The sequence below is a fragment of the Paenibacillus sp. JJ1722 genome, assembly GCF_048282685.1.
Lineage (GTDB): Bacteria > Bacillota > Bacilli > Paenibacillales > Paenibacillaceae > Paenibacillus > Paenibacillus polymyxa_B.
Map to the genome: position 1 here is coordinate 3,412,481 of NZ_CP182500.1, position 24,534 is coordinate 3,437,014.

Annotated in this window: 27 protein-coding genes; 4 read left to right on the forward strand and 23 right to left on the reverse strand. The window is 44.4% G+C overall.

Translation table 11 applies throughout. The annotated features are described in order from the left end of the window. Positions 1-56 precede the first annotated feature (56 nt). From dnaI to ACM1ND_RS15185, 8 genes are all read right to left on the reverse strand, one after another. Entirely contained in the window at positions 57-1,007 is a 951-nt protein-coding gene (gene dnaI / locus ACM1ND_RS15150) for a primosomal protein DnaI (RefSeq protein ID WP_418026252.1), read from the reverse strand. A gap of 4 nt (positions 1,008-1,011) precedes the next feature. Continuing rightward, positions 1,012-2,067, reverse strand: a complete 1,056-nt coding sequence (locus ACM1ND_RS15155) for a replication protein (RefSeq protein WP_279834926.1) — start codon at positions 2,065-2,067, stop codon at positions 1,012-1,014. A gap of 27 nt (positions 2,068-2,094) precedes the next feature. Further along, on the reverse strand, positions 2,095-2,502 hold the full coding sequence (locus ACM1ND_RS15160; RefSeq protein ID WP_310166041.1) for a hypothetical protein: 408 nt from the start codon (positions 2,500-2,502) through the stop codon (positions 2,095-2,097). An 8-nt stretch (positions 2,503-2,510) separates the two neighbouring features. Continuing rightward, on the reverse strand, positions 2,511-3,671 hold the full coding sequence (locus ACM1ND_RS15165; RefSeq protein WP_418026253.1) for a hypothetical protein: 1,161 nt from the start codon (positions 3,669-3,671) through the stop codon (positions 2,511-2,513). Positions 3,672-3,731: 60 nt separating this feature from the next. Beyond that, positions 3,732-4,115 carry a hypothetical protein gene (locus ACM1ND_RS15170; RefSeq protein ID WP_418026254.1) on the reverse strand — a complete coding sequence of 128 codons (384 nt, stop codon included), beginning with the start codon at positions 4,113-4,115 and terminating at the stop codon, positions 3,732-3,734. A gap of 5 nt (positions 4,116-4,120) precedes the next feature. Further along, positions 4,121-4,480, reverse strand: coding sequence for a hypothetical protein (locus tag ACM1ND_RS15175; RefSeq protein WP_418026255.1), 360 nt, complete (start codon positions 4,478-4,480; stop codon positions 4,121-4,123). A gap of 105 nt (positions 4,481-4,585) precedes the next feature. After that, positions 4,586-5,017 carry an ORF6C domain-containing protein gene (locus tag ACM1ND_RS15180; RefSeq protein WP_418026256.1) on the reverse strand — a complete coding sequence of 144 codons (432 nt, stop codon included), beginning with the start codon at positions 5,015-5,017 and terminating at the stop codon, positions 4,586-4,588. Continuing rightward, positions 4,998-6,137 carry a ParB N-terminal domain-containing protein gene (locus ACM1ND_RS15185; protein WP_418026257.1) on the reverse strand — a complete coding sequence of 380 codons (1,140 nt, stop codon included), beginning with the start codon at positions 6,135-6,137 and terminating at the stop codon, positions 4,998-5,000. The genes ACM1ND_RS15180 and ACM1ND_RS15185 overlap by 20 nt, the downstream gene beginning before the upstream one ends. A gap of 83 nt (positions 6,138-6,220) precedes the next feature. Between ACM1ND_RS15185 and ACM1ND_RS15190 the strand changes: the two genes are divergently transcribed. Next, positions 6,221-6,607, forward strand: coding sequence for a DUF2513 domain-containing protein (locus ACM1ND_RS15190; protein WP_068942303.1), 387 nt, complete (start codon positions 6,221-6,223; stop codon positions 6,605-6,607). A 228-nt stretch (positions 6,608-6,835) separates the two neighbouring features. Here the strand turns inward: ACM1ND_RS15190 and ACM1ND_RS15195 are convergent, their stop codons facing one another. From ACM1ND_RS15195 to ACM1ND_RS15205, 3 genes are all read right to left on the reverse strand, one after another. Continuing rightward, entirely contained in the window at positions 6,836-7,201 is a 366-nt protein-coding gene (locus ACM1ND_RS15195) for a hypothetical protein (RefSeq protein ID WP_418026258.1), read from the reverse strand. Then, positions 7,161-7,427, reverse strand: coding sequence for a group-specific protein (locus tag ACM1ND_RS15200; RefSeq protein WP_418026259.1), 267 nt, complete (start codon positions 7,425-7,427; stop codon positions 7,161-7,163). Before ACM1ND_RS15200 ends, ACM1ND_RS15195 begins: the two co-directional genes overlap by 41 nt. Before the next feature lie 131 nt (positions 7,428-7,558). Continuing rightward, entirely contained in the window at positions 7,559-7,780 is a 222-nt protein-coding gene (locus ACM1ND_RS15205) for a helix-turn-helix domain-containing protein (RefSeq protein WP_418026260.1), read from the reverse strand. A gap of 230 nt (positions 7,781-8,010) precedes the next feature. Here ACM1ND_RS15205 and ACM1ND_RS15210 point away from each other — a divergent pair, with 230 nt between their 5' ends. From ACM1ND_RS15210 to ACM1ND_RS15220, 3 genes are all read left to right on the forward strand, one after another. Beyond that, the gene (locus tag ACM1ND_RS15210; protein ID WP_418026261.1) at positions 8,011-8,427 is read left to right on the forward strand and encodes a helix-turn-helix domain-containing protein; all 417 of its coding nucleotides are present in this window, start codon (positions 8,011-8,013) and stop codon (positions 8,425-8,427) included. A gap of 3 nt (positions 8,428-8,430) precedes the next feature. Next, positions 8,431-8,841 (forward strand): ImmA/IrrE family metallo-endopeptidase, encoded by a 411-nt coding sequence (locus ACM1ND_RS15215; RefSeq protein WP_418026262.1) that lies wholly within the window; start codon positions 8,431-8,433, stop codon positions 8,839-8,841. Positions 8,842-8,913: 72 nt separating this feature from the next. Then, positions 8,914-10,101, forward strand: a complete 1,188-nt coding sequence (locus tag ACM1ND_RS15220; RefSeq protein WP_418026263.1) for a tyrosine-type recombinase/integrase — start codon at positions 8,914-8,916, stop codon at positions 10,099-10,101. 69 nt (positions 10,102-10,170) lie between these two features. Here the strand turns inward: ACM1ND_RS15220 and glnA are convergent, their stop codons facing one another. The 12 genes from glnA to mutL form a co-directional block, all read right to left on the reverse strand. Then, a complete protein-coding gene (glnA, locus tag ACM1ND_RS15225; RefSeq protein WP_013310575.1) occupies positions 10,171-11,499 on the reverse strand; it encodes a type I glutamate--ammonia ligase in 1,329 nt (442 codons plus the stop codon). Between the two features lie 117 nt (positions 11,500-11,616). Continuing rightward, positions 11,617-12,030, reverse strand: coding sequence for a MerR family transcriptional regulator (locus tag ACM1ND_RS15230; protein WP_007430683.1), 414 nt, complete (start codon positions 12,028-12,030; stop codon positions 11,617-11,619). 83 nt (positions 12,031-12,113) lie between these two features. Further along, positions 12,114-13,367, reverse strand: a complete 1,254-nt coding sequence (locus ACM1ND_RS15235; RefSeq protein WP_023989038.1) for an aminotransferase class I/II-fold pyridoxal phosphate-dependent enzyme — start codon at positions 13,365-13,367, stop codon at positions 12,114-12,116. A 111-nt stretch (positions 13,368-13,478) separates the two neighbouring features. Next, a complete protein-coding gene (hflX, locus tag ACM1ND_RS15240; RefSeq protein WP_023989039.1) occupies positions 13,479-14,765 on the reverse strand; it encodes a GTPase HflX in 1,287 nt (428 codons plus the stop codon). Between the two features lie 113 nt (positions 14,766-14,878). Continuing rightward, entirely contained in the window at positions 14,879-15,862 is a 984-nt protein-coding gene (locus ACM1ND_RS15245) for an AAA family ATPase (RefSeq protein WP_418026264.1), read from the reverse strand. A 115-nt stretch (positions 15,863-15,977) separates the two neighbouring features. Beyond that, entirely contained in the window at positions 15,978-16,673 is a 696-nt protein-coding gene (locus tag ACM1ND_RS15250; RefSeq protein ID WP_023989041.1) for a YdcF family protein, read from the reverse strand. Then, on the reverse strand, positions 16,670-17,227 hold the full coding sequence (locus ACM1ND_RS15255; RefSeq protein ID WP_013310580.1) for a DUF402 domain-containing protein: 558 nt from the start codon (positions 17,225-17,227) through the stop codon (positions 16,670-16,672). The genes ACM1ND_RS15250 and ACM1ND_RS15255 overlap by 4 nt, the downstream gene beginning before the upstream one ends. 163 nt (positions 17,228-17,390) lie before the next feature. Beyond that, entirely contained in the window at positions 17,391-20,051 is a 2,661-nt protein-coding gene (locus ACM1ND_RS15260) for a PBP1A family penicillin-binding protein (protein WP_076264860.1), read from the reverse strand. Positions 20,052-20,241: 190 nt separating this feature from the next. Next, entirely contained in the window at positions 20,242-20,487 is a 246-nt protein-coding gene (gene hfq, locus ACM1ND_RS15265) for an RNA chaperone Hfq (RefSeq protein WP_023989043.1), read from the reverse strand. 20 nt (positions 20,488-20,507) lie between these two features. Continuing rightward, entirely contained in the window at positions 20,508-21,488 is a 981-nt protein-coding gene (gene miaA / locus ACM1ND_RS15270; RefSeq protein WP_076264859.1) for a tRNA (adenosine(37)-N6)-dimethylallyltransferase MiaA, read from the reverse strand. Beyond that, the gene (locus ACM1ND_RS15275) at positions 21,472-22,323 is read right to left on the reverse strand and encodes a class I SAM-dependent methyltransferase (RefSeq protein ID WP_028540709.1); all 852 of its coding nucleotides are present in this window, start codon (positions 22,321-22,323) and stop codon (positions 21,472-21,474) included. Before ACM1ND_RS15275 ends, miaA begins: the two co-directional genes overlap by 17 nt. A 12-nt stretch (positions 22,324-22,335) precedes the next feature. Further along, a complete protein-coding gene (gene mutL / locus ACM1ND_RS15280) occupies positions 22,336-24,510 on the reverse strand; it encodes a DNA mismatch repair endonuclease MutL (RefSeq protein WP_418026266.1) in 2,175 nt (724 codons plus the stop codon). Positions 24,511-24,534 lie beyond the last annotated feature (24 nt).

Below are 24,534 nucleotides of genomic sequence, written 5' to 3' on the forward strand. Positions count from 1 at the left end.
TGGAGCCATTGAACTTATATGCCACCTTACTGCCACTGCAAGTTCTACACATACCCTTAATCCCTCCGTCTATTTCTACCACCCACCGGCAGTATTTTTACAAATGGTTCGATACGCTCAATGATCCGAGCCGCCTTTTTGTCATTCTGTTCACTCGGCTTGCTGTCTTTCACATTCGCCAAGTGCTGTTTTAACTCAATCATGGTTAGGTTTGACGTATAGATCGTCGGTAACCTCTCCATGCGTCGCTGGAGTATAGGCCCCAACACTTCATCCCTCGTCCATATGGTAAGCGTTTCAGCTCCAATGTCGTCAAGTATGAGTACAGGCGCTGTTCTGAGAGCATCCAGTTTGCTCTCCACCGTTTCCGTCTTGGAACCGATAGCGTCTTTGACCTCCAACAAAAAGTCGGGCACATAGACCATGAGTACATCTACATCACATTTTGCAAGCTCTTGAGCAATTGCTCCGGCGACCCTACTCTTACCCACACCCATTGGCCCATAAAGATATAATCCTTCAACCGTTTCACCTGGAACGAACGTGCTACAGAATATTACTGCTGCTGTGATCGCAGCCAGCCTCTGCGGATCTGGCTCTATGTCATCAAAGGTAGCTTCCAGTATGTGTGATGGTATATAGTGGCTCTTGATCCTCTGGCTGATGCCCTGCTGCTTCTCATACTGCTTCAGCAAATTACATTTCCGAAACCGGAATACCAACTCGTCCGATTGGGTTGGACTCGGTTCCTCAACGCTCATGTGCCCCTTCTGTTCGTTTTGACATGCTTTTAATCCGGGACAAGCGTCGCATGCATCGCAGTATGAAAGATGCTGTGATACATCCCTGTAGTGCCTTGGACTTGTTAAATCTGCTGTCCGATCAGGGTATTTCTGTTTTAGTCGTTGGATCTCAGGGTGGTTCTCTATGCGCTGAATGGCAGCAGCCTGGCGTTCGTAAAATTGTGAAGGCACTAAAGCCTTTAATTCTTCTTGGAAGCTCCCCACGTTATCAGCCTCCCTGCTTTGCTCTTAACTCAGCCAGCATTTTTTGTAAATTATCCGTGTTGTATTGCTCGTCCGATTGAAGCACAGAATCACTTTCCTGTTCACGCTCCACTGTAACAGCATTTTGATCAGCAGTTTGGCGAGATGCATGCAGTGAATAAATGACCGTTGCACAGTAGCTTACACTTCTAATCTCATCACGCTTGTGCTTCGGTTTGAAATTGTCAAAAGCCTGGTCAATGCCATCTAAAACAGTTTGAAGTGGTACACCTTCCTTGATTAGCTCGTCTATCGCTTGATCATCAGCAATCGTTATTTCTAGGCCCTTCCCACGACGACGAAGATATTTATCAGCTACAGCCTGCCGATAATCAATATCTGAAGATGATATTTCATTCTGTTCAGAGTCAGTATCTGTTTCAGAAGTGGCAGGAACGGTACCTTGCCGGGAAGACGGTATCCCCTCATCTTTAGAGTTGATTTCAATATCAGGCGTTAAACAACAACTACTGTCTTTAATATTGTCTTTAAACATGTCTTTAGGAGTGCCTTCGTCCTTACTCCCACAAGGGTTTTCATCCTCTTTGACTTCCACTTTTCGTAAGTCTCCACTTACACTTTTCGTAACTACTGAGTTACACTTTTCGTAACTTCCCACTTTATCACCCGCCTGTTTACTTACACTTTTCGTAACTTTATATACTGCAAGATTTATTGAAATAAGTTCTTTGAATTTTTCCTCGTTCCATTCTTTAACGAGACTTACACGCCATTCATCATAATTTTTATTTAAAGAATAAATTTGCTTACCGTCCCACTCTATTACTTTGCACTGCTTCAGATAGGTAATTTCCTTCTTAGCGTCCTGTATACGTACACCACACAGCTCAAAATTAGTTAGTAGAGGGATTGTTGCACTTTTCTTCTGGCATCCGTAGGAAAGCCGCAAAATGAGTTTTAATATCTTTTGCTGTCTCTCAGTAAACTTTCGGCTTATGATTTCATCCCAAATGCTGTTGGCTATTCCTATGAAACCGTCTTTTAATTGGGGACTTACCACTCACCTCACCCCGGTACTTTCTGAATACTATCTAATCCCGCTGGCGTTGTTTCCAAACTCCGCTAGCAGAACCTTTAGGCTGTATTTTAAAGAGTTTATTACCTGGTCATTACTTTCTACAGCATTACTCCAGCGGACCTTATCAGCTTCTGCATTTGCTTCTTGGATACGAAGATCAATAACCGCCAATTCCGCTCGCTGCTCCCTAAGATTCTCTGCCGCGATATACGCTTCAGCATAAACGCGCTTCCTATTGGCATAGATCTTTTTGTAATCCCTCACAGCTTCAGCGGCCTTACGACCCAGCAGAATTTGAACCTCGGTAAGCAATTCTATCTTTCGAGCCAGCGTTGCCGGGTAATCATGGCTGCATTGATCCGCAAGACTATAAAGCTCTCCGAGCGTATATTGTTTTTGTAGAGACAATGCAGCCACTCCTTTTTTTATACATGCGCTCCTATATGGAGTAATCGTTCTCTAACCTCAGGCCAAAGGTATGCTTGTCCACCTTCGCCGTTTCGATCTTTGCAAAACCACCGGGAGACTGTTGGCTTACCATACGTGACATAATCTCGCAAGTTTTCTACCCAACCAGACTCTGTACCAGACATCTGTTGAGGCATAGGATACAAAGGAATAGATTTAGGCGGATCGTATTTCTTCTCTCCCATCCTCATGCCGAGAAAATAAGGATTTCCTTCTGTCTCAACAAGACCGAGCCGCTTCGTTTCCTTGATGAACAATTGGAATTTTCGTGATACCCATCCGATTTCATAGAGGTATCCAAGTATAGCGTTAGCGAATTGGATTCTGCCTTCCCTGCCAGCCTGTTTTGCTCTTCGTTTCCAATCTTTCAATTGTCCTTCTGTAGGAACAAACCTTGATTTAGGGTTGTTATGCCCTGATCTCCGAATCAGCTTCTTGATTGCATTTTCAGGAACAGTGTCTAGGTCAAACAGTTCAAAAGCAGCCAAATTGGTGTAATGATCTTTGTTTACAATCACCCACCACATGTTATTAATGTTGTGGTAGACAGTCCCGCGCATCAGCGTTCCTTTTCTATCCCTGAAATACTTCACTTCTCCGTTATTAATCCGTATCCCATCTTTATCAAGAGCGTTATAATCAGGAAGATTTTCTGAAATCCAGTGTCTGCTTGGTGAATTAAGCTCATGGAATACCTTTTCGTATGACGTTTTTAGTACTGGTTCAGAGTCACAAGTGAATCCTTCCTCCAGTAAAAATTGTTCCATATATCTGACCTCAAGTAGAAACCGCTTTTGGAGTAGATAAGGCATCTTTTCAAATTTATTAAAGTCATATCTACCGCCGTTTGGGTTCTCTACATTAATTTCTTGATAGAATTCGAGTTTTGCACCACAATTATATTTTTCACCAACAAACAGAAGCTCTCCCTTGTTGCCAGCAAAACGATCCTCCGAAAGAATAGGATAGTCACGGTCTATTTGTGGATCTGATCCAACGACAAAACCTCTATTTCTCATCATGTCTAACATTCGTAAAAAGGTAGGATGAGAAATTTCTTTATCGCCTCTTATAGCTATGCTTGTATTCCAGATGCTAAAATCTTTGTCTCCTCTCACAAGACAGGCCTCCTATTTTCATTTTCAAAATCTTGTGTTATACTTCCGTTGAATTGTTTATTAAATGATCGTGTTGGTAGCACGATTGTTTGTCTGGGCTTCTCTGTCTTTTCTTTTGCGGTATAACTTACGGCAATAGTAATTACAGAAAAGTCCTTCTTCATTTGGAATGGGGTGTTTCTGACCTTCGAATATCTCTTTACCACAATGATCGCAGCAACCTATTCCTTTACCAGATATCTTGTATCCTGATTCCTTAGGAGCCTCTAGCCCTTCATATTCTTCGTTTTTAAATTCCTCAAGTTCACTTAGTTCGGCAGTAAGCAAGCCTATTTGAGCATGAATTTCGTCAGTCGGTAATCCGAATTTGACAGCATCAATACTGTCATCGTATAGCTCCCTTAATTGTGCTCTAAGCACCCTAGATTTTTTTTGCTCGTCCAACTCTCTCAGCTCCATATCTCCGCTTCAAGTTCGGATATTTTAGCCTTCAACTGTTTTTCTTGTTCCTTCAAAGGTTTCATCTTCTGGATACAAACGTGGTTAGGCCATGGACTATCCGTAATTGCATATTGAGTTTTATAAATGCCTTGAAGTTTTTGCTCACTAAGCTCCTTTTCCTTTTGTAGAGCAAGTTTTTTCTTATCCTGTTCAGTTAACCCCAGCATTTCGGTATCTACCGCATGTTGACAATTCAGCCAGCGATGCATGAGTAATACAGCGGCTATAAGTGAGTCTGCTGGTTGATCTAATGTAAATTTGAATCCTTCATCATCCACGATTGGAATAGAGTAAATCTTGCTGCTCATTTTGACTTGTCCTTACGCCGGATGTTACGAACGATAATGGCATGCTGTAATTCATTTTCGAACCATATACGAGCCAATTCCGGTAGAGTCATAATCCTTCACCTCTTAGATATAGTCTTCTGGACGAAACTCTTTAACGAAGTAAATGGAATCATCAAAATCTATGCGCCGGATGTGACTGTACTTTGCAACTGAGAACAAAACTTTCAGCTTACTCCAAATCATGCGTCGGTATTTGCCAACCGTCTCATTAAACTTGCCGTCGGTTTCCTTGTAACGATCTTTCGTGAGAGAAACAGATCGAACTCGGACAGCATTTTGTAGCTGATAGCATTCGGCATCTGTGAGCGTAACACTGTCTCGAACCTCCTGAACCATCATCTGGACTTCCTCAACTTTTCCAGTAACATCCTCCTGCATCTTCTTCATTCCGTCCCACAGGCCTCGAATGGCAACTCCTTGAGATTCTGTAAGTTGGAGTTGCTTTTCCACCAGCATCATATAATCCGGTTGTTGATTATTGTTTATCAATGTCATATACTTCTACCACCTTTCTGCCGTTTACGGCTGGTCTAACTTGGTCTATAAAACGTTGCAACATATCAAGGCTTTCCCCCAAGCGCTTTTTCTCCCCCATGTTTGCAGCCCCAATTGCACCTAGCATGAATGAAGTGATTCCAACCGTTTCAAGAAATCTTTTTACATGGGTATTCAGTTGTAAGGCGTTGATATTGGACTCAGAACGAAGCTTCCTCATTTTCAATTCCGCTTGCTGCTCATCAAAATCATCTGTCTTCTGCAATTTCATCGCTTCCAACTCTTCTTTTTTCTGTTGGTAGCCAGATTTCAACTGCTCAACTTTTAAACGCTCCAGTTCTAAATCTTCATTGAGCTTATTCTTCCAGTATTCATCTCGTTGTTTAAGTTGAGCCTCAGCCTCTTTTTCCTTCTGCCGGATAAACACGTTCGTTTCTTCTTCATGGCGCTCTACCGCAGCAGCTACAGCCTCGTCAACCTGGTCAACAGGAACTGTGTCTTTGTACCGGCGTTGCAGAGCAAGTTTCTCTTGTTCTGCTTGTTCGGCCCTCTCTTCGGCTTCGCGGACAGCAGCTTCTAGGCGGGCTTTGGTTTCAACAAAAGCTTTATGGGTACTGATTAATCCCTCATCAAGCTGCTGAATAATCTCAGGAGTGGCATTTTCAGCGATGAATTTCGCCTTATCGTACTGTCTGCCAGAGCCGAACCCTGCTTGATCCGCTACAATGTCTCGTACTTGCCCGGTAGGTTGGTCAGGAAAATTTTCCGTACCTCCAGCCATGCGCTCTTTGGCTTTCAAACGTTCGGCCTCTTCAAGTCGCCGCGCCCATTCTACTCGTTCAGAAAAAGTGAACTCTTTACGATGTTCATTTTCAGAAATCTCAAGCTGAAGCTGATGTTCAAAATCTTTGATTTCCATAATTCTTACTGTCACTTCTGAGCGTCCAAGGAACTGATGCGCTCTCAAACGCCGCTCTCCGGCAATAAGCTGATAATCCGGTGTTACTACAATAGGGTTAATGAGTCCGTTTTGTTCTATATCCTGGGCCAGTTCTTCAATACCGCCGAAATCTTTGCGAATGCGGTCACTGACTTTTATTTTGTTAATGTCAATTTGCAAGTTAAATCTCCTTTCTAAAGGTTTTTCTGCCCCTATACCGAATTTCAAAGTAATGATAAATTACAATGAGAGGACATGTGATTATGAAGTTAAACAAAGACTGCATAAGAGATTTACTTTTAGCCGTAGAATCTGAACCATTCGGTAACGAAGTAACTAAACACACATTCAATAGCAATCCTTTTACTGAGCCATATTCGTTTGAAGAAATAATTTATACAACTCAAAGATTAATTGAAGCAAATTACATTAACGCCCAAGTTCAGTATGCTGGCGATGAGGTGCATAATTTTTATATCTCAAGCCTGACTTGGGAAGGACACCAATTCTTAGATAACATCCGAGACAATGGTGTTTGGATAAAATCCAAGGACATTGCTAGCAGGTTCTCCAGCGTTTCAATCTCCATGCTTTCTAGCATTGCTTCAAATGTTATTGCTCAAATTATCAAGAAGCAGATAGGCTATTGATAGTTGTCATTCAAGAAATGCTGAAACTTGTTCAAGAACGCCTCATATTTAGCTGGGCTGCAATCATTGCTAGTAAACATCAATTCAATAGTTAATTTACTTTGGACCATTTTTGATGGAATATCCGACTCGGTTGGTTGATTGATAGAATATCCCGAAACGATAACGTGAGTCATTGCGTTATCTCTTTTAATGGGATGATGATAAAAAGACAAGGTTTACCCTCCTTTAGCTCTGTCTTTGGGACCTTTCGATAAGATCAGATCGCTCTTGCCAAAATCTCTCCACAGTTCCTAATGAATCTTCTGTTTTCAGATTTGGTAGTACAACAAGAACCTCCTTTGCTTCTACATAGATATCCTCATCAGACAAATGTTCTTTATGATATTTTCTTTTAAGTTCAAAGTGTTGGTATGATCCAACGGATATCTTTTCAATCCCTGGTCTAGTTGCCAGTTCATTGATCAAATCATTCGTGCTTACATGCTTTAAATCAGGCAGTCGGTTATTCAGTTGTTCAATATTGGGTGTATTTAGTTTTGCTCTCCTTTCTTTAATAAGATTGTTCTGATAACCAATTTTCCAAGAATTCACGAGTTTCTCTCGCAGGAAAATACCACTTGCTCCCTACTTTCCGTTTTGGAAATCCTGGATGATAGAAAAATTGTTCTTGTATAAAGTTCCAACTCATGCATGTGCGGCGTTTCAATTCTGCCGCATCCCAGAATACATACTCAGCATCAACCTCTTTTAATATTTCAGCAATTTTAGCTTTAAAAAGTAGACGGGCTTCTTTTTCGTCAACGGTAACCGATAACATAATTTCCTCCTTCCCCGCCACCCCTGAGCTAACATCGACGTTTTACTTGCTTTCCAGTGTGCCTTTTGCCTTACATGAGGCACATAGCCGATGTCTGATAGATGGGTAACAGATCATCGGCGATTAACGTTTTATCCAATGGGCTCTCCCTCTTTCTTCTGCTTTGCTGGAACCAGCTTAATCTCTAAGCCCAATACGTTACAGGCTTTGCTGAGCGTGGTTTCGTTCCATCGTCGGTTCCCATTCAGCAAATTGTGCATGTATTGCGGGGAGCATCCGACTAAATGAGCCAGCTCAGAGGGATTTAATCCTTTTTCGTTTATAAGTGGTCTCATTTGTTCAGAAACCTTCATATCATCACCTCCGATGGATACATATTAATCTATTTGATTAATTAAATCAAACGATAAATTAATCAAATAGATTCAAATAAGAGCAATTCTTAGAATTAACCATATAGATTAGTTAAAATGCTCATTTTTTCGCCTATTTGCTCCATTTTAATCTATTTGTTGTTTGAAGTTTAATCTATTTGTTGATATGATTAATTCATCAATTAGTTTAAAAGGGGCGTTCATAGGACATGTCTAGTTATCCTAACCGGATAAGAGAGCTCAGAAAATCACAAAAGAAATCAGGAGTTCAGGTAGCTGACTTTTTGGGGATTACCCCTCAATTTCTATACAATATCGAAAAAGGGAGTCGCACTTTAAGCGCTGAGGTTGCTTCAAAATTAGCTGAGTATTTTGATGTAAGTGTTGATTACCTGCTTTGTCGCACAGAAAACGATAAAGATGATCGACAATACCCAGAATGGGCTGCTTCTAAAGATATCCGAGACTTTAAAACCATGCTTGAGGAAGATGAGCCGGTAATGTTTGATGGAGTCCCGATTGCAGACGAAGACAAGGAAAAAATAAAACGAGTCATGGAAGCCATGTTCTGGGATGCTAAAAAGAAGAATAAAGACACCTACGGTCGTAAAAAGACAGAGGACTGAGATATGGATAAAATAATTCATGTGCTCATAAGGAGATACAAGACCAACTGCCCATTTGAAATAGCCTCTCAGTTGAATATTCAGGTTTGGCATTGTGATTTAGGGGAGAGCACCCGTGGAATGTACTATCGTAAACTTCGTCGCCGCTTCATTGCGATACATCTAGGGTTAAGTGACCCTTGGCAAAAATTCATATGCGCGCATGAACTCGCCCATGATCGGCTCCATCCAGGGATCAGCAGATTCTTTTTGGACGAACAATCATTTTATAATGCAGGCAAATACGAAAGACAAGCAAATCAGTTTGCTGTTAAGCTTCTGACCGCTTCAGCCTCTCCCCAACCCGGAGAGGACAGAGAACAATTTTTGCGCCGGTGCTCTATCCCGCCTGAATTATATAAATTTCTAACCTAACTTGCGCTTCCACCGCCCAAGGCGGTTTTATATACACAAAAATAGAACATATGTTCTTTTGGAGGGTTAAATATGGCAAATTTTAAAAAGTTAAAGAGCGGCTGGAGATACCGATTAAAGTACACTGACCCTTTTACGCAACAGTCGAGAGAAAAATCGGAGCGGGGATTTCGCACAAAACCGGAGGCTGAGTTAGCTGCAGCTGAATTTCTAAAAAATGTTAAGCAAGGTTATGAGCAAAGTGATGTAGCTTTGGTTGAGTATATACAGAACTGGATTGACAATTACAAGAAGGGAGTCGTAAGGAAAAATACTATCAAACAACATATGAACAGCCTGAACACTCACATCAAGCCTTATTTCAAGCAGTTGATGTTGAAAGATTTAAAACCAGATATGTACCAGAAATTCTTAGATTCGTGTTTAGGGAAGGGGTTAAGTCGGAGAACTGTTGAGATCATTAGCTCAACAGTTTATGGGGCAATAGAACACGCAATAATTCAAGGAAAACTGGAACGCAATCCATGTAAAGGATCAGTCATTAAAGGAGAAAGAAAAAAGGAATCTGTTGAGTTCATAGATTCTGAAGATATCCCTAATTTTCTTCATGCTGCTAGAAGCTATGGATATATTTACTGGATTTTCTTCAAAGTATTACTCGAAACTGGTATGCGAAAAGGTGAAGCAGCAGCTTTAAAATGGTCTGACATTAACTTCGAGCAGAAAAAAATATATATTGATGAAACTCTTGATTTTCAACCAGAACATGAGGATGAACTTTTCGGAGATACAAAAACCCAAAAATCCACTCGCACAATTATTGTCAGCACGGGGTTGATAAATGATTTGATATACCATGAAACGTGGCAAAACCAAAATAAGAATACTTTGGGTGAATCTATGTATAGACACGATCTGAATTTGGTCTTATGCAAGAATGATGGAAACCCAATGCCTAAATCTACTCTATTCAATGCCTCTAAGCGCATTCTTAAACGCGCAGGTTTAAGCGAGGACTTCCATATCCATTCTCTTCGACATTCATATGCGGTGCTCATGTTGGAAGCTGGTGCCGATATTACATTTATCCAGGAACAACTCGGTCACGAAAGTGCGAAAATTACGTATGATGTCTATGCTCATATTTCTAAAAAGCTAGAAAAGCGCAACATAGATAAATACGAACAGTATACTGCCAATATACTTAGTTCAACTAATTTAAAATCGGGGGACGTTTGGGGGACGCCTCAGAAGAAATAATAATCTCCTTTAAAATGTCCCCCCACTACAATCCCTAAAATAACCGCGACATTACAGGCATTTCACATTTTAGTAAAGAGTCAGATATTGATCACGTTCCCATTGATGCACTTGGGTGCGATACATATCCCATTCAATTTCCTTAAGCTCATAGAAGTAGGCCAGAGCATGGTCGCCCAGTGCGTCAGAGATAACTTCGCTCCGAATAAGCTCAGACAAAGCTTCTTTCAAGTCTGCAGGCAGACTTGGAATGCCTTCTTCAATCCGCTCTTCCTCAGACATCACGTAAATGTTACGATCAATCGGAGCTGGCAGAGCCAACTGACGTTTGATACCATCCAAACCGGCTCTCAGCATCACTGCCAAGGCCAAATAAGGATTCGCCGCCGGGTCAGGGTTACGAACTTCGACGCGAGTGCTCAGACCACGAGATGCGGGAATCCGAATCATTGGACTGCGATTGCTTGCAGACCAAGCCACATAACAAGGCGCTTCATAACCTGGTACGAGACGTTTGTAGGAATTTACCGTTGGATTCGTGATCGCTGCCATTGCACGTGCATGTTTAAGAATACCAGCCATATAGTGGCGGGCCGTCTGGCTTAATCCGAGTTCATCCGTTTCATCATAAAATACATTTTCATTATCCTTAAACAAGGATTGATTGCAGTGCATACCGGAGCCATTTACACCAAACAAAGGTTTTGGCATAAAGGTAGCATGCAAACCATGCTGACGAGCAATCGTCTTAACAACGAGCTTGAACGTTTGAATCTGGTCGGCAGCTTTAATTGCATCTGCATATTTAAAGTCAATCTCATGCTGACCAGGTGCAACTTCATGATGAGATGCTTCAATTTCGAAGCCCATCTCTTCAAGCTTAAGTACAATTTCACGACGGCAGTTTTCACCCAGATCCATCGGAGCCAGGTCAAAATACCCGCCTTGGTCATTCAGTTCTGTAGTCGGCTCGCCTTTTTCATCCGTTTTGAACAAGAAGAATTCAGGCTCTGGTCCGACATTCATCGAAGTGTATCCCAACTCTTCTGCTTCCTTAAGTACACGTTTCAAGATACCCCGCGGGTCGCCTGCAAACGGAACTCCGTCCGGCTTATAAATATCGCAGATCAAACGAGCTACACGATCCGAGGTTACCCAAGGGAATACAACCCAAGTGTCCAAATCCGGATATAAATACATATCAGATTCTTCAATACGCACATAACCTTCTATGGAAGATCCGTCAAACATCATTTTATTATCCAATGCTTTTTCCAGTTGACTAACCGGAATTTCAACGTTCTTAATAGTGCCCAGCAAATCTGTAAATTGCAAACGAATAAAACGAACATTTTCTTCTTTCGCAATCCGAAGGATATCTTCTCTGCTATAACTCACTCTAACCTCTCCCTTTCTGTAACGACTATATACGAATCGGCTGTTCTATAAATTACTTAAATGATGAGACCGGGTTTTAAAGTAAAGCGACCTTATACCAGGAGGTAAGTCAAAGCATTATCTCTTATTGAAGAACCGTGATAATTCGCCTTGGATCAGGGATACCTGTCCTGGTCTTTTGCCTGCAACAAGTTGTTGTTTCAGTAAGCGGTGAAGCTGAGTATCGGACATTTCACGGCGTTTGACTTCCGTATCTGCTGTAATAACCGTAGCTTCCTCCGATTCCTTGGTAACCGGATTCATGACTTGTTTAATTCCCGCAATGTTAACACCCTTCTCGATCAACGCCTTAATTTCAAGCAGACGCTCTACGTCATTAAAAGAAAAAAGACGTTGGTTTCCCGATGTACGGGCAGGAACTATCAAGTTATGCTGTTCATAATAACGAATCTGACGTGCTGACAAGTCCGTTAGCTTCATGACAATACCTATTGGAAATAAGGCCATATTTCTGCGAATTTCGTCGCCCATTTGTCATCAACCTTCCAGTGATCTATTATTCACCTTATTGTACATTTAGCTGATGCAAAGTGTCAATGACATGTTAGAAAAACTCACAATAATTTACGTTCTTTCATCGTTTGCAGAGCCATAAGCACTCCAAATTTAACATGAGAGTAGGTTAAGCCCCCTTGCATGTAACCAATATAAGGCTCACGAATCGGAGCATCCGCAGATAGTTCCAAACTTCCCCCTTGTATGAACGTACCTGCAGCCATGATAACTGGATGCTCATAACCCGGCATATCCCACGGCTCCGGCACCACATGGCTATCCACGGCAGCTGCACGCTGAATGCCCTGTACAAAAGCAATTAGATGCTCTGGTCCACTAAAAGAAATAGCCTGAATCAAATCCGTACGCTCTTCATGCCAGGCAGGTTTGGTCTCAAATCCCATCTCCTCAAAGACCGCAGCTGCGAATACGCTCCCTTTAACCGCTTGCCCAACCAGTGTTGGAGCAAGGAATAGTCCCTGAAATATGCCTCGTGTAGTACCTAGCATGGCACCTACTTCTCCACCGATTCCAGGTGCAGTTAATCGGTAGGATGCTAGCTCTACATACTTTTGTTTGCCGCAGATATATCCACCCGTTTCTGCAATGCCACCACCGGGATTTTTAATCAACGAACCTGCCATCAAATCGACACCTACCTGAGTAGGTTCCAACTTCTCGGTAAATTCACCGTAGCAATTGTCAACAAAGACAACGACGTCAGGTTTTATTTCCTTCACACGTGCTGTCATTTCTTCAATATCTGCTACACTAAACGAAGCTCTCCAATCATAACCGCGTGAACGCTGAATACCGATCACTTTGGTATTGGCATAGATCGCAGCCTCCACCGCTTCCCAGTCCACTTTACCTTCCGCTGTCAGTGCGGTTTCTCCATAAGTAACACCAAAATCCTGCAATGATCCTGTTCCGTCGCCGGGCTTACCAATCACTTTGTGGAGGGTATCATAAGGTCTCCCAGTAATGTACAACAGTTCATCCCCTGGACGCAGCACACCAAATAAAGCAGTGGCAATTGTATGAGTACCCGAGGCAAAATGCGGACGCACCAACGCTGCCTCCGCACCGAACACATCCGCATAGACTTCTTCCAGCACCTCACGTCCCCGATCATTGTAAGCATATCCCGTAGAACCCGCAAAGTGAAAATCGCTCACTTGCTTCCGCTGGAATGCCTGAATTACCTTCCACTGATTTGAATCTACAATATGATCTATGTGCTGTATACGTTCTTGTATTTTATGTTCTGCAGTTTCCTGAATTTTCTGAATTTCTGGACTAAAAACTACCATTTACCTTCTTGACCCTCTCTCTTACGCAGCCTTAGGCTATTCATGTTATATTATTGTTCACTTTGAACGATGAGCATTTTCATTTTATTGACCCAAAAACATCATTAGATGTTAACCTTCTGTGAACTCGCTGAGTGCATGACCGTACTTTTCGTACTCGCCTCTTTGAATTTCAACCTCATAAATAACATCATTGCCATCATACTCTGTCAGCAGTACATCTCCGATTCGATAAAGCACCGAGGTTAAATCCCCACGTTCCGCAGGAATGCGGAATCTCAGCGTATCACCGCTCAGATGCTCTTGAATCAGTTCACGAATGTGCAACAAATCCCCTTCATCAAAAGCACTAATTTTCAAATAGCCCTCCCCAGAAGGAAGCATTTCCAGTTGCTCAGGGGTACAGGCATCTTTTTTGTTAAATAATACGATCTGAGGCTTGTCCGCAGCCCCTAGCTGCTGCAAGATCGTCTCTACAACTTTCATCTGTTCGTCTCGCATATCCGAGGAAGCGTCCACGACATGCAAAATGAGATGAGCCTCATTCGCCTCCTCCAAAGTAGCCCGGAAGGAAGCAACCAAATCATGAGGAAGATTTTGGATAAAACCGACTGTATCCGTAAGAATAATTTCTTTTCCACTCGGTAGCTCCATTGTTCTGGAGGTAGGATCCAGCGTCGCAAACAGTTGGTTCTCAATATATACATCGGCTGCTGTCAGTTGCTTCAACAGCGTCGATTTGCCCGCATTGGTATAGCCAACAAGTGCAACCTGAACAATACCGCTCTTTTGTCTGCGCTCCCTGTGCAAATACCGGTGACGAGTCACTTCCTCCAGTTGGCGTTTCAGATCACTGATTCGGTCACGAATATGACGACGGTCTGTCTCCAGCTTGCTTTCACCAGGACCACGTGTTCCGATTCCGCCACCGAGACGCGAGAGATTTTTGCCATGTCCAGACAAACGGGGGAGTAAATATGACAACTGCGCCAGTTCAACCTGAATAATACCTTCCCGTGTTTTTGCACGTTGAGCAAAAATGTCCAGAATCAACTGTGTCCGGTCAATAATTTTGAGATCCAGACTTTCTTCCAGATTCCGTACTTGGGCCCCCGAGAGCTCCTGATCAAAAATAGCTGTATTCGCTCCCAATTCTTCAGCAACTGCACGCAATTCCTCTACTTTTCCTTTGCCAATAAACCATTTTGAATCCTTGGCTTCCTTATTCTGTGTCAGGACGCTCAGTACTTCAACTCCCGCTGTCTCAGCCAATTTCACCAGCTCATCCAACGAATATTCCGTATTGATGCCAGATCGTTTGACTTCATCCGTAATCAGACTGACCAGTACCGCCTTGTCCTGCATTTCAGTTTGTGTATCATGAGTGGAGTTCGCCATATTGTTTGCTCCTTTATTTTCATGTCAACTCTCGAACAGAGACCGACCTGATGTTCAGGCCGGCCCCCGTTCGATGTCATACCATTCGATGTGATTCAGATTCCTATTATCGCCTATCTTTTGTCCATTTTCAAATCCTCTGGACGCAGCGTCATCAATTCCTGCTTGCCGGGTTGCCCGTTCCGGTACTGATTGAGCAACCTGACAGCTTGGTGCCGAATCGCTTTTTCAATCACGTTACGAACATAGCGTGCATTACTAAATGCATGAAGACTGTCATTACGCTCGTTTAGCAAATGCTCCTTCATTTTAATTATGGACTGAGGCATGAGAATATAATCCCGCTCCTTGGCCATCATCTCGGAAATTTGGATAAGCTGATCTACAGTATAATCAGGAAAATCCAACTGGATTGGAAAGCGAGAAGGAAGACCAGGATTCGTTCGTAAAAAAAAGTCCATTTCTCCCGAGTATCCAGCGAGAATCAAAATAAATTGATTTTTTTGGTCTTCCATGGACTTTACCAAGGTATCAATCGCTTCTTTTCCAAAATCCTTTTCCCCTCCGCGTGCCAAACTGTAAGCCTCATCAATGAACAACACGCCGCCAAGAGATTTCTTTACCAGATCTCGCGTTTTCTGTGCAGTGTGCCCAATATACTCACCGACCAGATCAGCCCTCTCCACCTCAATCAGATGACCTTTGCTCAGTACCCCCATTTTTTGCAGCATTTTAGCGATAATGCGGGCTACTGTCGTTTTCCCCGTACCTGGATTTCCTTTGAAAATCATGTGATATACGTGTGCATTGCTCAACAATCCCGCATCCGTGCGCATATGGGCGATTTGCAAAAAGGCATATACCTCAAATACCAGGTCTTTGATGTTATCCAAGCCGACGAGATGATCGAGTTCTTTCTGAATTTCCTGATAAAGACTGAGATACTGCGGTAGCGCCTGTGAGTTGGTTGAAGCCACTGCTTCCGTCTCGTCCACAGTCACCGAAGCTATCGGCTCCGGGCTACGCAGCACGACATTAATTTGTCTGGAAGGTCTCTCCTCCGACCGCTTGCCCGCGGCGATTCCCCGTCCGTTCATGCATCCATCACCTCAACATTTCTTCAGGCACAGCTTACCCTATTAATGTATTCGGTCTGGCATGTCCTTATTAGCATAAAAGCAACGGGAACGTGCACAAAGCCTTTTCTTAAATTCAGGCAACCCAAGTTTGAGCGCTGATCCACCACCGTTGCAGCGTCCATTTAGCGTATGCCAATACTTCTCTTGATTGATGAATTGGCATATTGAGCACTTTGGATTCCGTCAGAGCCATCTGAGGATGATCAAAATTCAAGAATTGAGCAATCTCCATCGCCCGAGGGCCATGATAGCTATGTGTAATGATCACGGTGGAGGTCCATCCATATTCCTTCATAATGCGCTGGCTATAGAGCAGATTTTCGTAAGTACTGGTCGCATGGTTTTCCAACACAATATGCTGTACAGGGACCCCTTTATCTACCAAATAGCGTTGCATGCCCTCAGCCTCCGTATACGGAAAATCTGGTTTATCCAGTCCCCCACTTACAATTAGACGCTGTACCGTCCCGTTGCGGTATAAGTGCAAGGCTTCTTCCAGCCTTTCCTTCAATCCAGGGCTGGGCTCAGCTCCCCACATAGAAGCACCTAGTACGATACCAATTTGCACTTGCTGGAGCGGAGTGGTAGAGGCAGCCGTATTCATGTTCCACACTCGGATACCTGCCCATACCAATCCGACCAAAATGAAAATCATCAAACAAAGTACAAGACGCTTGGATACCATAGATATTTTCTTAAGGCGACTCTGCCTGCTTTTCAACTCAGGACGTTTGGGCCCAGTGTCTTTAATCCACTGCAAAACTTTCACCGTTCTCTCTTGAAATCACCGTTGTGAAACCATTCTGCCCGGTGTTTCAGTGACATTTTAAAATAGGGGAACACGTGGGCATCTATCTGATGTAACACATCAGCCGCTGTACGGTTAGCCAATTCTGCCTCTTGCGTTGAGATATGCCCCCGTTGTAACGCCTCCTCCAATTCATCCTCATCCACTAGGAAGATTTCACCGTTTTTAAGCACCACAACATCCAAATACAAATCGTCAAACCATGGGACTCCTTGATCGGTCACACCCTGATTACGGCAGGTGTCAATGTACCATTCAACGATCTGCTCCCGATTGTCAAACATAGCAGTCACCACGTAGTGCTCACCTTTTGGATAATATTGCAGCCAGGAATATCCTTTATCGGCTATGCAAAACGTATGACCACCGTAACTTTTCCATAACGGCTCCTTGAGACTCAAAATTGTATACAGGGTCACATATCCTGTAAACGCGTCACTTTCTACATACCGGCAAGCAAACTTGCGATTGGTGATTCTGCGCCAGTTGGCCCGGTCTCCGAATTTGCGCTTCATAAATGATGTTCCTCTCCAACATTGGTAAAACCAGCTTACCATATTTAAACTGTACACTCAAAAAGAACCCCTTTAAAACAGCAAAAAAGGTATTCTCAGACCAGTTCACGGACTGAGAATACCTTTGATTTGAAGCATATTCAACTTACTAAAGTAATACTTGCTAATTCCGATTATGACGTCCACGATTGGAATTCGAATGACCGTTGGAATTGCCTTCTTGAGTCCCATCCGTTGTGACTTCAGTCGTAGATGCATCCGTGTTTTCTGGATTTACCATAGTATCTTCATCAGAAATACCTGCATCCGGTGTAGTAGTCTGACCATTTCCCTGATTAGTATCGTTTCCATTGCCGGAATTGCCACTATTGTTACCTGTGCCGCCAGCACCATTCCCATTAGTATCCCCAGGAGATGCCGGAAGCTGACCTGAGCCATTATTGTTATTGATACCGCCAGGAGTTGTATTTCCCTGATCTGTACCGTTTTGTCCGTCTGTAGCCCCGCCATTATCCGGTAAGGTTCCATTCTCGTTTGGATCAGTCCCTGGCTGTGGATCAACCGGAGTAGTCTCTGCCGGAATTTCCACACGGATCGTATTAGAAGCCTCGGATTCTTTACCATCCGCCCCATAAGCTACTACATAATATTCATACGTGTTTCCAGCTATAGGAGACGTGTCTTCACCACTCGTGCCCTTCATGGCCTCCATGATTGCCGTAAAGCCTGTATCGGAAGTCCCCTTGCGATACACGCGGTATTGTACATTATCCCCCGTAGCCGCAGTCCAGGATAACGATACAATTTGGGTGTCCTGACTATAAGACCCGCTCAGTCCGCTCGGAGCGGTAGCCTGAACCGGCTCTTCTGGCTTCTGCTCAACTGGTGGTTCATATCCCTTCGGCTCGCTGAATTGCGTAACCGGGTGTCCCTTGAGAGCTTCACCCATGACCCTTCCGAAAAAGGCTGCCGACTGCCCACTGTAGTTTCTCAGCATATGCTTGCTGTCCGGCTTGTCATAACCCATCCATACCGCTCCGGTATATTCCGGTGTATAACCGACAAACCAGATGTCCCGGTTACCACTGTTACCGCTAATCCCACTTTGGGTCGTACCCGTTTTACCAGCTACAGGCCAGTCAATACGTGCTTTGCGACCTGTACCGCTATTGACTACATTTTGCATCATTTGTGTCATTTCATAAGCCGTTTTTTCACTCATTACAGATTTAGTTTCCTCTTCATGAGTATAAACAACTTGATCATCACTATTGTTAATTTGCTTAATAGAATAAGCTTTTTGGAATTGTCCTTTATTGGCAAAAGCGCTGTACGCCTGCGCCATTTCAAGGGTATTCGTTCCTTTGCTTAATCCACCCAATGCGATAGCAAGTGAGTGATCATTTTTGTCCATCGGAATTCCTACGCTCTCGGCAAATTGAACCCCTTTTTCCACACCGATTTGGTTCAGCAACCATACAGGCGGAATATTTTCAGATTTCGTAATGGCGTCGAGCATGCTGATGGTCGACGAGTAACCATGCAAGTTTTTCGGACTGTATCCGTTAAAACTCTGGCGTTCGTTACTCAAAGGGGTATCCATCGTAAACTTACCGGATTCAAGAGCTGGCGCATAGGCTACAATCGGCTTAAAGGCCGATCCTGGCTGTCTGCGGCTCTGTGTCGCACGATTGAAGGTTCCCTTTTTGTAATCCCGTCCGGGTGCCATCGCGGCAATTCCACCTGTCTGGTTGTTAATAATGACCATCGAGGCTTGAACAGGCTGATCGTCCGGACTTTTTTCGAACATGTCATCATCTGCCATCGCCTGATCCAGCGCATTTTGAGCCTGGGCATCCATTGTGGTATGAATTTTATAACCACCAATAATCAGATCATTACCGCTAACTCCTGGCAACGCATCCTCTGCCTCATCCATGACATATTCCATAAAATTTTGATACTTTTGAACTTTTTCCGGCTGTTTGTAATCGTAATTTACAGCTTTGGCCTCTTCCATCTCTTGCTTCCCAATCATCCCTTGCTCAAACATCAGCTGGAGAACCACAGCACGCCGGGCCTTTGAGTTTTCTGGGTTACTAATCGGATTATACTTGGATGGCCCTTTTGGAATAGCTGCCAGTGTAGCGACCTGCCACAATTTTAATTTATTCAAATCCGTTTGCCCAAAATAGCCTTCCGACGCTGCCTTAATTCCAGAATACGAGCGTCCAAACCAAATCCGGTTCAGGTAAAGTGTAATAATTTCATCTTTAGTCAAATTCCGCTCCAGCGCCATTGCGATGGATACCTCTGTCGCTTTACGGAAAAAGGTTTTGTCACGTGTCAAAAACAAGTTTTTGGCCAGCTGCTGAGTCAGCGTACTGCCGCCCTCCACTGCCGAACGGGCCACGATATCCTTAACGGCTGCCCGGCCGATAGACCAAATATCAACCCCTTGATGCTCCATAAAACGCTTATCCTCGGTTGCGATAAATGCTTTTTTGAGCAGCGGTGGAATTTCTTCACTTTTGACAGGATCGCTTTTTTGCACAGACAACTCACCCATGAGCACACCGTTGCGGTCATAAACCTTCGATGTCTCGTTCACTGTAATTTTGTCCTTGTTGGCTTTGTAAATTTTTTCGCCATTAACCATGACAAATAAGTATCCACCAAGTGCGCAAAATATGGCTAACGCCGCTGTAATAAATAGCGTCCACCCCACTCGCTTACCTGTTATTTTCTTTTTCTTGCCCTTCGGCTTCTCTTTAGATGTGTTTCTATTGCGATTGCCGGATCTGGACAATGAATCGTTTGGCATTCCCCTGACTCCCTTTCGCGAATAATCATATGATACCTAACATAAGCTTAAAGCTTGCTGTCGGCAGCATGAAAGTAAACGGAATGAAAAGAACAACCCTGATCAGGTTGCTCCCGGTCACATTCCTATACAGTTAGACGAGACGGGCGCCTGAAAAGTTTCATGAACCCGGGCGACCGTCAAGCCGTAATCAGTTATCGCTAGCGTTATCCTGTTGCTGTACAAGCGATACATTGCGTTGCGGTGTAAAGGTGGAGATGGCATGCTTGTAAATCAGCTGTTGCTTTCCATCCGAGTCGATAACAATCGTAAAATTGTCAAATGCTTTAATCGTCCCTCGCACCTGAAATCCATTGATGAGGTATACCGTTACAGGTATAGAATCCTTGCGCAATTGATTCAGAAACGTATCTTGGATATTAATGGACTTGTTCATTTTAGCCGTACCCCCAATAATCATTTGGATTGTTTTGAAGTATATTCAAGGTCTGTCCGGAACTTTCCTGCTATAATTTCGTGTATTCGGGCTGCATGAGCAGAAAAATTTCCGAAATCAGTGACATCTACCCACTGGATATCCTTCATATGGCGAAACCACGAGAGCTGTCGCTTCGCAAAATGACGCGTATCCCGTTTTAGCCAAGTCACCGCCTCTTCCAAAGACACTTCTCCCCGCAGGTAGGAGGATATCTCTTTATAGCCTAGACCTTGCATGGAGATGGCATCGCTTCGCACTCCCCGTTCCATTAAGGAGGTTACCTCAGCAACAAGCCCTTGATCGAGCATCCCGTCAATTCGGTCTTCAATACGTTTATATAGCATTTGCCTATCCATTGTCAAACCTACAATGCAGAGTTGGTAGGGAGATTCCTTTTTTTGACTGGCAAGTTGAGAGCTAAGTGTCGTTCCGCTAACATGGTAAATTTCGAGTGCCCGAACGACACGACGACGATCATTAGGATGCAAACGAAGTGCACTTTCGGGATCAACCGCCTGTAGTCGCGCATGAAGCGCCTCAGCTCCAAACTGTTCGGCATAGTCAAGCTGTTCCTGACGAAAAGCTTCGTCAGCCTCTACCTCGGAAAACTGGTATTCATAGCAGACTGATTCTACATATAAACCTGTTCCGCCTACGATAAACGGTAGCTTTCCTCTAGATTGAATATCAGGTATGAGACGACGACAGTCTTCCTGAAATTGGGCTACTGAATATGGGTATTCAGGCTCATGAATATCAATTAAATGGTGCTTGATTCCTTCCATTTCCTGTTCGGAAATTTTGGCGGTTCCAACGTCCATACGACGGTATACCTGCATGGAATCCCCGGAAATAATTTCTGCGTCAAATTGTCGAGCCATCTCGATGCTTAGTTTCGTCTTGCCAACCGCAGTCGGGCCAACAAGAACAAGTAGTTTAGGCTTAGGTGCCACTGTCAATATCAATCACTCCGTACACTGTTTTCGTTGTGCCCCGCTGCTCCACACGGAAGCCGAGGCGGGCAAATTCCCCGCTACCCCGTTTTTCTTTTAATACAATTGTTTTTCGTGCAATCCGTTTCGCATGAATAATACTTTCCTCACTCAACGCGTCTGGGTTAGCCAACCCTCTCAATGGACCGATTGCGCTGGAATCGAGCAACGGATCACGGAACATAGGGTCAAAGTAAATAATATCTATACTGCGATCCGGCAAACTACGCAAATAGTCCAAATGATGACCAAAACGAACGTCAATGTTGGAAAAGGCCTGATCTACTTCAGCGTTGCCGGAACGGTAATGCCTCATTCCATCCTTGATTAAAGCATAGACGGGGAAAGAACTCTCCACAGCCGTGACTTGTCCAGAGCTTCCAGTTCCAATTGAAAATAGAAGAGAATCCGTACCAAGTCCTGCGGTGCAATCCAGCACAATATCACCCGGGACGATCCGGGCAGCCGTCAACATCGGGTCAGGTTCACCCTTTAATACTCGTTTGGCGCGAATGAAGCCCATACTCGGGTGAAAAACCATCGGTGATTGTTCTGGACTAATCAGCCTCACTCCGCCCTGCACCAGAACCAACGCTTGACGGACTCTGTGAGCCGCAATTAGCTTAGCTACCGATATGCCACGACGAGGGGCATACAGCACCCCTAACTCGGCTGCAAGCAGCTTCGCTCGCTCCATAACCTCTGCCGAGGGGGAATCCCCTGTCGTGACCAGTAATTCGACTTGCTTCTCCCGTAGCCTCGACCGCTCTTCTTCTTCACGGTTTTCCCGATCCTGCAACATATATATACTCCCTTACATTACTCTTTTGAACAGCTTCTCTAAATCATATGTGGAAAAGGAAACCACAATAGGTCGCCCATGAGGGCAAGTATATGGTTGTTTGCACGCTGCCAAACGCTCTAGCAGCACGATAGCCTGTCGGTCAGTCAGCTTCTGGTTTGCTTTAATCGAAGCCCGGCAGGAGCACATGATTGAGGCTGCTTCCCGCAGCTTAGCAAGATCAATGGCTCTTTCCTCCAGCACCCATCCGGCCATTTCCTCAATGACATCCGCTTCTTCCCCTTGGGGAAGCCAGTACGGGTAAGAGCTGACACGGAAGGTTTGACCGCCAAAATGCTCCAAATACACCCCTGCCTGTTCAAACCAGTGCAGCCTTGATTTCAACTTTTCCGTCTCGGAAGGCGTAAAATCCAGTGTAATTGGCAATAGCAGTTCCTGCGATACTGACGCAGGATTGCCGAATTTTTCATAATAAAATTCATAATTCACCCGTTCATGCGCGGCATGTTGATCAATTAAATACAAGCCCTGGTCGTTCTGCGCAATCAGATATGTCCCATGGTGCTGACCGATTAAATTCAGTTCAGGAAAAGTGGGCAACTCTGGAACTTCTCCCGATACCGCTGCCAATTGCTCGGCATCTAGACGTTGCTGGCGCGGCTTCTGATCTGCGAAATGACGGGAATCCGTAGTGTGTCCTGCAATCGGCGGCATAGAAGATGGGTAAGCAGCAGAAGCAGCCGTTTCCTGTATCCCTCCACTGTATAAGGAAGATATGCCTATTGCGGCATTATCTCCTTCGGACGACTGTACAGTCGCCCCATCAGGGAGCGGCACGTCCCCTCTAACTTCACTCCCGCTGTTTTCTTCTACAAAATCTGCATCCAGTTCATCATCACTAATACTTTTACCTGAAAGGTTGTTTGCCCGTCCAATGGCTGAGAGGCTATCCCTGCTCGGACGTTGCTCACGCTCCTGGCTACCTTTGTTATTCTCTTCGTTCCTGTTCAAGTAATTGGATTGGCGCGGTTCCTGGCTCTCCGGCGAAGTCACGGAAAGTGGCAGTGCTCCCCCCCGGTCTTTGCGGGAAGGAGTATCCCCTTCCGCACCATTTCCCTTCGAGAAGTGAAACTGCTCCTGCACAAACGAGCCACTGTCCTTGCCACCGATCTCGCGCTTGACTGCCTTCGGAATCAGCACTTGCTGCCCTAAAACAGCTTTTACCGAATCTTCAACCAGCTGAAACAGTTCAGCTTCTTTGCTGAACCTTACCTCCAGCTTGGCAGGATGAACGTTAACATCCACCAAAGAAGGATGCATTTCCAGTTGGATCACAGCCAGCGGAAAACGATTGATCGGCAACAAGGTATGATACGCCTTGAGTAACGCCTGATTAAGCCCGTAGCTTCGCACAAAACGTCCATTCACTACCGTAGAGATCGCATTTCGATTTGATCTCGTCCACTCTGGACGGCTGACATAGCCGCTAATTCGGTAATCGAGGCTCTCTCCTTCCAGCAGCAGCATGGATTTCGCCGCAGAAGTTCCGTAAATAGCGGCAATCACCTGCAGCAAATCACCATTACCCAGCGTTTGCAGCAATGTATTGCCATTATGCCGCAATGTGAAGGCTACTTCTGGATGCGAAAGCGCCATTCGATACAATACATCCGAAATGTGTCCCAGCTCGGTCTGGATTGTTTTCATATATTTCAGCCGTGCAGGTGTATTATAAAACAGCTCCCGTACGGTAAAATCCGTCCCTTGTCTACTAGCAGCATCCTCGTGAAGCAACAGCTTACCGCCCTCAATCACTAATTTACGGGCACGTCCGTCATCTCCGGCTGCTGTAAGCAACTCTACTTTCGATACAGCCGCAATACTTGGCAACGCCTCTCCTCGGAAGCCGAGACTTGTGATCTGAAACAGGTCGCGACCATGTCCAATTTTGCTTGTCGCGTGCCGATAGAATGCCGTCTCCACATCTTCAGGCTCAATGCCACTTCCATTATCCGTCACCCGGATACTTTGCAGGCCGCCCTCTTCTACCCATACGTCCACCCGCGTACCGCCTGCATCAATCGCATTTTCCACCAGCTCCTTCACGACGGAGGCTGGACGTTCCACGACCTCACCGGCAGCAATCTGGTTCGCAATATGTTCATCCAGTACCCGAATTTTAGACATCCTTTTAACCTCCTCCTGACTTCA

What these genes read in the sequence shown, in the direction of transcription:
- ACM1ND_RS15200 (WP_418026259.1), bottom strand. Translation starts at nt 7,427, where the DNA reads ATGTTATCGGTTACCGTTGACGAAAAAGAAGCCCGTCTACTTTTTAAA.
- ACM1ND_RS15245 (WP_418026264.1), bottom strand. Translation starts at nt 15,862, where the DNA reads ATGAACGGACGGGGAATCGCCGCGGGCAAGCGGTCGGAGGAGAGACCT.
- ACM1ND_RS15190 (WP_068942303.1), top strand. Translation starts at nt 6,221, where the DNA reads ATGAAGTTAAACAAAGACTGCATAAGAGATTTACTTTTAGCCGTAGAA.
- ACM1ND_RS15255 (WP_013310580.1), bottom strand. Translation starts at nt 17,227, where the DNA reads ATGAAGCGCAAATTCGGAGACCGGGCCAACTGGCGCAGAATCACCAAT.
- ACM1ND_RS15175 (WP_418026255.1), bottom strand. Translation starts at nt 4,480, where the DNA reads ATGAGCAGCAAGATTTACTCTATTCCAATCGTGGATGATGAAGGATTC.
- ACM1ND_RS15215 (WP_418026262.1), top strand. Translation starts at nt 8,431, where the DNA reads ATGGATAAAATAATTCATGTGCTCATAAGGAGATACAAGACCAACTGC.
- ACM1ND_RS15235 (WP_023989038.1), bottom strand. Translation starts at nt 13,367, where the DNA reads ATGGTAGTTTTTAGTCCAGAAATTCAGAAAATTCAGGAAACTGCAGAA.
- mutL (WP_418026266.1), bottom strand. Translation starts at nt 24,510, where the DNA reads ATGTCTAAAATTCGGGTACTGGATGAACATATTGCGAACCAGATTGCT.
- ACM1ND_RS15205 (WP_418026260.1), bottom strand. Translation starts at nt 7,780, where the DNA reads ATGAAGGTTTCTGAACAAATGAGACCACTTATAAACGAAAAAGGATTA.
- hfq (WP_023989043.1), bottom strand. Translation starts at nt 20,487, where the DNA reads ATGAACAAGTCCATTAATATCCAAGATACGTTTCTGAATCAATTGCGC.
- hflX (WP_023989039.1), bottom strand. Translation starts at nt 14,765, where the DNA reads ATGGCGAACTCCACTCATGATACACAAACTGAAATGCAGGACAAGGCG.
- ACM1ND_RS15180 (WP_418026256.1), bottom strand. Translation starts at nt 5,017, where the DNA reads ATGACATTGATAAACAATAATCAACAACCGGATTATATGATGCTGGTG.
- ACM1ND_RS15260 (WP_076264860.1), bottom strand. Translation starts at nt 20,051, where the DNA reads ATGCCAAACGATTCATTGTCCAGATCCGGCAATCGCAATAGAAACACA.
- ACM1ND_RS15275 (WP_028540709.1), bottom strand. Translation starts at nt 22,323, where the DNA reads ATGTTGCAGGATCGGGAAAACCGTGAAGAAGAAGAGCGGTCGAGGCTA.
- ACM1ND_RS15210 (WP_418026261.1), top strand. Translation starts at nt 8,011, where the DNA reads ATGTCTAGTTATCCTAACCGGATAAGAGAGCTCAGAAAATCACAAAAG.
- ACM1ND_RS15230 (WP_007430683.1), bottom strand. Translation starts at nt 12,030, where the DNA reads ATGGGCGACGAAATTCGCAGAAATATGGCCTTATTTCCAATAGGTATT.
- ACM1ND_RS15220 (WP_418026263.1), top strand. Translation starts at nt 8,914, where the DNA reads ATGGCAAATTTTAAAAAGTTAAAGAGCGGCTGGAGATACCGATTAAAG.